Here is an 8,285-nt window from a genome sequence, read left to right as displayed (position 1 = left end):
CGCTCTCTGCGGTATTCCACGACCCCTTGCACGCGGCCTGGCTCTGGATAGTCCGGGCTTACCGCGTCCTACCGAAGGCTGCCGAGCAGATCCACCCAGCGGTGGTGTGCTTCCATTCCCAAAGAGCAAGGCGGCATCCGCTGCGCGGCTGCTGCTTTGAAAAGCGTTTGTTTCCCGCGCCCAAACACTCGGCATTAAAGCAGATCGGCAAGAGCGCCTGCGGTCAAGCGCTCTCACAGATGATTAGCTCCTTGTGCGAGCGCAGAGCCTATTTCACGTAATAGCAGGGGTTTTGAGCGCGGGCAGCTTTGGTTTTACCAGGTAGCTTGGCCATCGCCTCAGCCAGATCTCGCCATGGAAACTGGTGATTTGATGTTTGAAGGCTGCACCCGTTTCCATGCACAAAAATTCTGTCCGGCTCACTGGCTCGGGTTGCCATCTTGCATTCGCGGCAAGATATATCGTCGCCATCAAGTACCCATAGACGCGACCAGTCACGCAGTTTGTTGCTAAGACTTATTCTCGGCATGAGGCCTATCCTTCCCGCTTCGCCAACCGACCTTCCTTCCAGATCATTCCGTAAAAAATGACGATTCCCAAAATGGCGCCGATAGGGCCTGCGCCTTCAGTCCATTCGACTGGAAGGGCGGTAGGGAAGGCCAGTTTTAAGCCGATCAGAATCATGGTTGTTACGAGCCACCCAAAGCCGGCTGCAACGGGTGTGAGCAAAATGCGTTTGACGATCAGATCCGTGTTCATAGCAACTCCATTGATGGATAACAGTTGTTCGGCGCCCTGGTCACTGGTGCGCCGGCTCGATGTGCTTTCGGGTCGTGAGATCCAAGCCGACGGCGCGCATCACGGCCAGCAAGGTTTTCAAGGTTGGATTGCCCTTGTCCGAGAACGACCGGTAAAGGTGTTCGCGGGAAAGGCCGGATTCATTGGCAAGGGCGGTCATGCCTTTGGCACGAGCCACGACACCCAGGCATTTAGCGATATACGCCGCATCGCCCGTTTCGAATGCGTCCTCCATGAAAACCGCGATGGACTCCGCATCGGTCAGCGCATCAGCGGGGTCATAGTCGTAAAATTGCTCTTTCATTCATCGTCACTCCACTGGCTGGCCAAGGTTTTTGCGGTTTCGATATCCCGCGCTTGGCTGCTCTTGTCCCCACCACACAGCAACAGAACCAGTTGGTTACCCCGCTGCTGGAAGTACACGCGGTAGCCGGGGCCGTGATGGATACGCAGTTCGCTGATCCCTTGGCCCACGGGTTGAACGTCTCCAAGCAAACCATGTGCAACGCGGAAGACTCGCGCAGCGATGATGGCTTTGGCCTGCTTATCCCGCAGCTTGCGTTCCCAGTTCCTGTAAGTGGCGGTTTGTTTTATTGTCTTCATGGGTTTGATTGTAGCTTATAAATCACGATTTGGGAAGATTCTCGCACGCGAGAAAGTCAATTAATAGTAAATATAACATTGACTAGAAGTTGACTCAAGGAGCGCTTTTTGGGATACTGAATCCGTCGACGCAATCCCGCCTCGACAGCCCGGATTCAGCGGCGGCAACCGCTCCGGGCCCGCTGCGAAGGAGTCCGTACAATGTCTATTTTTAAAGAGTTGGCCCTACCCACGACGCTCGATGATTTGTTGACTGCCCGTGAGGAAGCGTTGCGCCTGATGGCCGATGCACGCCGCACACTTGAAATGGCGAAGGAAGTTCTAGCGCCTCATGGTCGTCATCTGATGCCCCATGCCGCGCAAATCAGGGAAGACCAGGATCAGGTGCGCCGCGAGCTGGACACCTCACTTTGGCGGCGGGCCTTCGATATGACCGGCTTTAAACAACTTATGGACGCCGAGGCCGTTGCGGAGTTTGAGAAAAGCCTTTGCCCGACCCCGCCTGAATTCACCGCGTCGACCATCAGAGCGACGTTCATTGACTTGCGGATAAACGCCGAATCGATGTTCCAACGGGGTGTTTTCAACGTCTTCCGGTATCTCTCCGACGACTACCGCACCAACGCCAAAGAGCCGTTCCGCATCGGCTCGAAAGTGATCATGGAAGGCATGGTCGAACCTTCGTTCAGAAGTGGACTCTGCATCCGCTACGGTTCGTGGGCCAAGGACAAGCTCAATGACCTAGATCGCGTATTTCAGACGCTCGATGGCAAGCCCTTCCAGCCGCACGCATTGACCTCAGCTATGGATGCTGCCTTTCAGGCTGGGGAAGTATTCGAGAACGAGAACTACCGGGCCAAGGCGTTCAAGAAAGGCACACTGCACCTGGAGTTCCTGCGCCTGGATCTGCTGGACAAAGTGAATGAGCAGATTGCCGAATACTACGCCGGCAACGTCCTGCCAGACGCCCGCGCTGCGTAGTAAATAAAGGTCACTATCAGTCAAATTTGATTTGACTGATAGTTGACTTATTGAGGTTCCTTTGCGATACTAACCACGTCGAAGCAATACCGCCTCGACAGCCTGGATCCAGCGGCGGCAACCGCTCCGGGCACACACTGCGAAGGAGTTTCCATGAGCGCCTATATCCTGAATCGGTTCCACATCTCCGCCATCCTCATGTTCAGCTGCACCGGCAAGCCGGATGCCACCACCTACCAGATCCTCGCCGATAAAGGCCAGCAACTGCTTGACGAAAACATCCGCTCCGTACGCACGCGCTACCCTGGTGAAACGTTCAAGGCTGAGCTGTTCGGCCTGGATGAAACCGTGCGCAAGCCCACCCCCCTCGAAGTCCTCAAGCTCATCCAGTGCCTGGAATATCAGTCCAATCAAAACCCCGACTACTACGCGACCCAGGCATTCCGCACGCTGCATGAAATTCGCCGCATAGCCCAGTCCAAGCTGCCGGGCTGGGATCAGGCGAGTTGGGATCTGGTCTGATGGCCGCTAGTGCCCAGCAAGTAGCGCCGCCCATGTGGCGCTACTCCCTGCGCTGGTGCCTGCCTCACTTGCCATGCCCCGGTGAGTTTGAACTGCTGGTGATCGAGGCGCCGGCAGGGCAGAAGCTCCCCGAGGAAATGCGCAAGGCGTGGGAGGCCCGACCCGAAGGCTACGGCGTCTGTCTCGACTTCCCCGCCTCGCAGGCGGTCAAGCGCTGGAGCGCCGAGGCAAAAGGCAAAGTGAGGCGCAAAAACCTGGAGCGCCGGATCGAAAAGCAGGCCCCGCTGTTTGCGGACGAGCTGATAGCCCGCGAACTGGCCCAGCGCCCCACCTATTTCGAAGGCAAGTAACCCAAAGCCGGTACAAGCGGCGGCAACCGCGCCGGCACAGCGAAGGAGATTTCCCATGACTACATACCGTGTCGTTTGGTCCGTTGATATCGACGTTGACGGCGATCATCGAGCAGCCGCAGAGGCTTGCGCACGCCACTACTTCCAGCCGCGAATTGCAGAAGGCGACCCCGACAGTTCATGCGTGTTTGAGGTGACGGGACCGAACAACAAACCCGCCTTGGTCGATCTGGTGCCGAGCTTGTGCGATCTCATTGGTGACGACACCGAGTAACCGCCACCCCAACAGTGCCCGGATCCAGCGGCGGCAACCGCTCCGGGCACTGGCGAAGGAGTACGCATGAACGCGATCAGCCGCGGCTGCCCATCGGGCGGCGCCCACCCTGTTTTATCACTTGCCCAGGTCGAGGCCCTGCGCGCTGCGCTGTCAGGTCGCCTGCTGGCCGTCTGTTTCGGATCTGGCGTGGATTCCACGGCCATGCTGGTAGCCTTGCACGCGGCAGGGCTGCGCCCGGATATCATCACCTTTGCCGACACCGGCGCGGAGAAACCCGAAACGCTGGCACACATCGAAGCGATGGATTCCGTGCTGCGTGCATGGGGCTGGCCAACCGTCAGCGTGTGCAGGAAGAAACCGAAGCCCACCACCGGCTACCAGGATTTGTACGGCAACTGCATGGCCAACGAAACGTTGCCCAGCCTGGCCTTTGGCATGAAATCCTGTTCGGTGAAATGGAAACAGGTTCCCCAGGATCAGTTTCTTATGGGCGCCCGTTCTGGCCCGAATGCCAGGCCTCCACACCCTGTTTGGGAGCATGCCAAGGCGACAGGGCAACGCATTGTCAAACTGATTGGCTACGATTGCGGCAAAGCTGATCTGCGCCGCTCCAAAGCGCTCAAGCCTGCGGACACGAACTTCGATTATGTCTATCCGTTGCAGCTGGTGCGCTGGACTCGCCGGGATTGTGTGCGGGCAATCACCCAGGTCCTTGGCGCCGACCTGGTGCCGATCAAATCAGCCTGTTTCTTCTGCCCCGCCTCGAAACACTGGGAATTGTACTGGCTCGCCGCGAACCATCCCGAGCTGCTGGAGCGCGCCCTATTGCTTGAGCGCAACGCGCTCACCGGAAAGCACAGCCGATTCGACGCGGTGCAGTTCGGCGCATCGTGGGAACACCTGGTGCGAAATGCAGATGGCTTCCCCAGCACGACGACAACAGTAGGGCTTGGGCGCAGCTTCTCTTGGAACCAGTGGGCCAGGGTCAATGACGTTGTAGACGAGCAGTTCAACGTCAGGCGAACCGCTGCCGATCGAGCGCGCTTTGCGGCCTTGTCCAACAGCTTGCGTGATCCAGACAATGCATTGGACTCGCGTACGCCAGGGATTCCCGTGGTTGATATCACCGACTCCGAGCAGTTAGAACTATGGTAAATAGTTAGTCAAAATAGATTTGACTATAAGTTGACATTGCCAAAGACCTTTGCGATACTGGGAACCGTCGAAGCAATCCTGCTTCGGCAGCCTGGAACCAGCGGCGGCAACCGCTCCGGGCACTTGCGAAGGAGTTACAAACATGGCTATCGAATCTCACCTGTTCTATTTCAGCTCAGCCGCGCAGCTGCGCGACTTCTCCGGCTTCACCGTCGAGCCGTCCCACCAAGCCCGCCCAGGGCAAGAACCTTCCACCGTCACCATGTACACGGTTGTCGCTCAGCGCTCCGGTATCGGTCAGCGCGAAGTCATCGCAGAGTTCCCGCTGGAACTGCACGCCGAGATTTTCCGCGACATGGCCGAGGCGACAGCCCGAGCCATCTGACCACAGCCCCGCCCGGACCGTGGGTCCGGGCATTCGTGACGGATGACGAACATGCTTACCAAGTATGTGCTCAAGCACTTTCATTTCTGCTGCGGGCTTGGCGGCGGTGCCAAGGGTTTCAACCAAAACAAAGAGGTGGTCGGTCACCTGCAGGCGGATTGGCGCTGCATTGGCGGTGTCGATGTGGGCGCCGGCGCGCTGCGTGATTTCCACCGCATCGCCGGCGTGCCCGGCACCCAAATGGACCTGTTCACCCGCGAGCAGTACACCGCGTTTCATGGCAAGGAGCCGCCTGCCGACTGGCGGGAGGCCACCCCGGCCGATATCCGCCGCGCTGCCGGCTGGCAGGATCCTGATGTGGTGTTTATCAGCAGCCCCTGCAAAGGCGCCTCTGGCCTGCTGTCCGAGGCTTTGAGCCTCACCCCCAAGTACCAGGCCCTCAATGAATTGACGCTGCGCTGCGTGTGGCTGATGTGCGAAGCCTGGCAGCACAACCCGCCCGGCCTGATCGTGTTCGAGAACGTGCCGCGCTTGGCCACCCGTGGCCGGCACCTGCTCGATCAGATCCTCCAGGTGCTGAACTTCTTCGGCTACGCCGTGAGCGAGACGACCCACGACTGCGGAGAACTGGGCGGCCTGGCCCAAAGCCGCAAGCGCTTTCTGCTGGTGGCCCGGCACGTTGAAAAGGTGCCGCCATTCCTTTACGAGCCCGAGAAAAAATCCCTGCAATCGGTCGGTGCTGTTCTTGGACGCATGCCGCTGCCTGGCGATATCGAGCGCGCCGGCCCTATGCACCGCGTCCCGGCGCTGCAATGGAAAACGTGGGTTCGGCTTGCCCTGGTCGAAGCTGGCAAGGATTGGCGCAGCCTCGATCAGCTGGCCATCGAGGACGGCTACCTGCGCGACTTCGTGATTGTGCCGGAAGCATTCTCTGGTTATCTCGGCGTACGTGGTTGGGGTGACTCAATGGGCACCGTTGCGGGCCAGACTGGCCCCACCAACGGCGCGTTTTCCGTCGCGGATCCGCGCAGCCCGGCCCAGGCGGCGCAGTACCAGCAATATGGCGTACGGCGCTGGGAAGACGCGAGCGGCGCAATCATCGGCATCAAGTCGCCAGGGCAGGGCACGTTCAGCGTGGCCGATCCGCGTGGCGCAGCTGGTGGCCACGGCAAATACAACGTCACCCGCTGGGAAGGCTCAGCGCGGACCGTCATCGCTGGCAGTACGACGGGGCAGGGGGCTTTCGCGGTACAGGATCCGCGCCCAGGCCTGCGGCGTGTGAAAGGTGATGCGTACCTGACTGGGGGCCATTACGGCGTGGTGCCATGGGAGGGCCTGGCCGGCGCAGTCTCCGCCAGTGCGCGCCTGGACAATGGCCGGTGGAGCGTGGCCGATCCGCGTTTGCCCGCCGCCAATGAACGGTTGACCTGCGTGATTCGCAGTCTCGACGGCACCTGGCATCGCCCGTTCACCACCCTTGAAATGGCAGCGCTGCAAAGCCTGGTCGACCCCGAGGAACTGCTCGAGCTGGACGGGTTGAGCGACCAGGCATGGCGCGAGCGGATCGGCAACGCAGTGCCGCCGAAAGCCGCCGAGGCAATCGCCGGCGTAATGGCTCGTACCCTTCTGCTGGCCAAGCAAGGCGAAACCTTTTTGCTCAGCCATATGCCGGTATGGGTACGGCCCGTTGCTGTCGGCCTTTCGCTGGCCAGCGACCTCGACAAAGCAGCCTAACAAAACCAAGCGCCCCGCCCGGGGCGCCTCACTAGACCCGGACAAGACGGCGGCAACCGTCCCCGGGAAACCACGCGAAGGAGATTCACCATGTTCCGCGATCTCACGATGAGCAAAGCCCAACGTTCCAGCCAGGCACTGCATACCGCTGCGCGGTTGGCAGAGCATCGCAAGAAGTGGTATTCAGCCGCCGAGCTTTACGAAGCTGCTGCATCGTTGTGGCCAGGCAAAGGCATCAGTTTGATGCGCCGTGCTGAACAGTGTCGCTCTCTGGTTGTCGATGCCTGCGATGAAATGGATTTCGAGGACTGAGCCATGGACGAAAAAACGGAGCAGGAACTTACCGCGTATCTCGATGTGCTGCTATGGCTCGAAACCGCCTCTGTTGCAGAGATCGAGGGCGCCATTTCAACCGCTACCGCAGCTGTACGCGAGGATTTGGAGCTGGGCGTTCAGTGCCTTATGGACTCAGACCGTCCTGGCTTGGCCAACTACTTCCCGCACCTGGTCAGCCGGCCCACGACACTCTCGGAGATCCGTAAGAGATTCAACGTGCTGGGCAAGGCGATGGATCTTCTAGAAGAGTCGACACGCCGACGTTCGACTGATCCGACCTATCCACTCATGGGCTATGGAGCGGTGGCCGCTGCACTCGCCAAACTGCAGTATCTGAACAAAATCACGCCATCCCAACGTGAGTTGCTGCTAAGTGAGTTGGCCAGCCTAAAAGGTGCCGGCATGCGATTGGACAATTGAGTGGCGTTATCAGGTGGTGTGACCAAGGCGATAGACCGCTGCGTCACAGCTCAACGGACGGGCGCCGAGGTGCCCAATGAAAAAGCAGGAGCTGCTATGAAGAAAGAGAATTCATCCCCCGGCGAGTGGGGCGGAGCAAGGGGTTTCGAAGGTTTCTACCTGTACTTGTATTGGATAGTCGGGGTTCCTGTCTGCTACATAGTTTTCGTGCCCTGGTTGAGCTTGGCCGTGATAAAGAACTGGGCAGCGCCTGTATTCCCTGGTTTTTTCAACGCAATGGCATCAACGGGCTGGCTAATCGCATCCTTCGCGCTGTTCTCCTTCATCGCTTACATGACCATTGCGGACTTCATCATTGGCCGAAGGAGGAAGAAAGCTGCAGCGAAGTCGTTGTAACTTACTTCCTCGCATGGGCGTGCCCCCTTCGGGGGGCGGCTGTCGTGAACCAAGCCCCGGCCAAAAGCGCGCCGGGTCTTGGCCCTTCGGGCTTCCATCCTCACGCCTCCGGCCTTCGGCCTGCGCGCTCCGCTTGCCGGTCGTTCCAGGCAACCACTGAGGCTAGCTCAGCAGCCATCGGTAGGAAGCGGACGCCCCAACGGCCTATCCGCCACCAGGCCTTGCCTGCAAGGGGCTTTCGCGGCATATCCTTGTTCGCTGCGCTCTCTGCGGTATTCCACGACCCCTTGCACGCGGCCTGGCTCTGGATAGTCCGGGCTTACCGCGT

General features: G+C 59.4%; 14 protein-coding genes. 11 read left to right on the top strand and 3 right to left on the bottom strand.

What is annotated here, in order from left to right; all coding sequences use genetic code 11:
- On the top strand, positions 1-281 hold a 281-nt coding region (locus tag F7R06_RS30930; RefSeq protein WP_212613258.1), incomplete at its 5' end, for a hypothetical protein.
- Between the two features lie 253 nt (positions 282-534).
- Here the strand turns inward: F7R06_RS30930 and F7R06_RS30525 are convergent.
- Genes F7R06_RS30525 through F7R06_RS30515 form a run of 3 tightly spaced genes read right to left on the bottom strand, consistent with a single transcriptional unit; the run spans position 535 to position 1,401 of the window.
- Entirely contained in the window at positions 535-759 is a 225-nt protein-coding gene (locus F7R06_RS30525; RefSeq protein ID WP_011005860.1) for a hypothetical protein, read from the bottom strand.
- A gap of 40 nt (positions 760-799) precedes the next feature.
- Positions 800-1,102 (bottom strand): addiction module antidote protein, encoded by a 303-nt coding sequence (locus F7R06_RS30520; RefSeq protein WP_011005861.1) that lies wholly within the window; start codon positions 1,100-1,102, stop codon positions 800-802.
- On the bottom strand, positions 1,099-1,401 hold the full coding sequence (locus F7R06_RS30515; RefSeq protein ID WP_011005862.1) for a type II toxin-antitoxin system RelE/ParE family toxin: 303 nt from the start codon (positions 1,399-1,401) through the stop codon (positions 1,099-1,101). The genes F7R06_RS30520 and F7R06_RS30515 overlap by 4 nt, the downstream gene beginning before the upstream one ends.
- Positions 1,402-1,602: 201 nt before the next feature.
- On the opposite strand from F7R06_RS30515, the gene F7R06_RS30510 reads away from it, so the two are divergent.
- From F7R06_RS30510 to F7R06_RS30465, 10 genes are all read left to right on the top strand, one after another.
- The gene (locus F7R06_RS30510) at positions 1,603-2,382 is read left to right on the top strand and encodes a DUF4942 domain-containing protein (RefSeq protein ID WP_011005863.1); all 780 of its coding nucleotides are present in this window, start codon (positions 1,603-1,605) and stop codon (positions 2,380-2,382) included.
- Between the two features lie 153 nt (positions 2,383-2,535).
- The gene (locus F7R06_RS30505) at positions 2,536-2,904 is read left to right on the top strand and encodes a hypothetical protein (protein WP_011005864.1); all 369 of its coding nucleotides are present in this window, start codon (positions 2,536-2,538) and stop codon (positions 2,902-2,904) included.
- Positions 2,905-2,936: 32 nt separating this feature from the next.
- Positions 2,937-3,254 carry a hypothetical protein gene (locus F7R06_RS30500; protein WP_062378618.1) on the top strand — a complete coding sequence of 106 codons (318 nt, stop codon included), beginning with the start codon at positions 2,937-2,939 and terminating at the stop codon, positions 3,252-3,254.
- Positions 3,255-3,309: 55 nt separating this feature from the next.
- Positions 3,310-3,528 carry a hypothetical protein gene (locus F7R06_RS30495; RefSeq protein WP_011005866.1) on the top strand — a complete coding sequence of 73 codons (219 nt, stop codon included), beginning with the start codon at positions 3,310-3,312 and terminating at the stop codon, positions 3,526-3,528.
- Positions 3,529-3,594: 66 nt separating this feature from the next.
- Positions 3,595-4,686: an adenine nucleotide alpha hydrolase family protein gene (locus F7R06_RS30490; protein ID WP_011005867.1), complete on the top strand. Its 1,092-nt coding sequence runs from the start codon at positions 3,595-3,597 to the stop codon at positions 4,684-4,686.
- Between the two features lie 142 nt (positions 4,687-4,828).
- Positions 4,829-5,071 carry a hypothetical protein gene (locus tag F7R06_RS30485; RefSeq protein ID WP_011005868.1) on the top strand — a complete coding sequence of 81 codons (243 nt, stop codon included), beginning with the start codon at positions 4,829-4,831 and terminating at the stop codon, positions 5,069-5,071.
- Positions 5,072-5,122: 51 nt separating this feature from the next.
- Positions 5,123-6,805, top strand: a complete 1,683-nt coding sequence (locus F7R06_RS30480; RefSeq protein ID WP_011005869.1) for a DNA cytosine methyltransferase — start codon at positions 5,123-5,125, stop codon at positions 6,803-6,805.
- 90 nt (positions 6,806-6,895) lie between these two features.
- Positions 6,896-7,117, top strand: a complete 222-nt coding sequence (locus F7R06_RS30475; protein WP_011005870.1) for a hypothetical protein — start codon at positions 6,896-6,898, stop codon at positions 7,115-7,117.
- Positions 7,118-7,120: 3 nt separating this feature from the next.
- On the top strand, positions 7,121-7,561 hold the full coding sequence (locus F7R06_RS30470) for a hypothetical protein (protein WP_011005871.1): 441 nt from the start codon (positions 7,121-7,123) through the stop codon (positions 7,559-7,561).
- Positions 7,562-7,657: 96 nt separating this feature from the next.
- Positions 7,658-7,957 carry a hypothetical protein gene (locus F7R06_RS30465; protein WP_062378629.1) on the top strand — a complete coding sequence of 100 codons (300 nt, stop codon included), beginning with the start codon at positions 7,658-7,660 and terminating at the stop codon, positions 7,955-7,957.
- Positions 7,958-8,285: the final 328 nt, after the last annotated feature.

The sequence above is a fragment of the Pseudomonas moorei genome (genome assembly GCF_008801475.1).
In the GTDB taxonomy this organism is placed as follows: Bacteria; Pseudomonadota; Gammaproteobacteria; order Pseudomonadales; family Pseudomonadaceae; genus Aquipseudomonas; species Aquipseudomonas moorei.
This window is presented reverse-complemented; position numbering and strand designations above follow the sequence as displayed.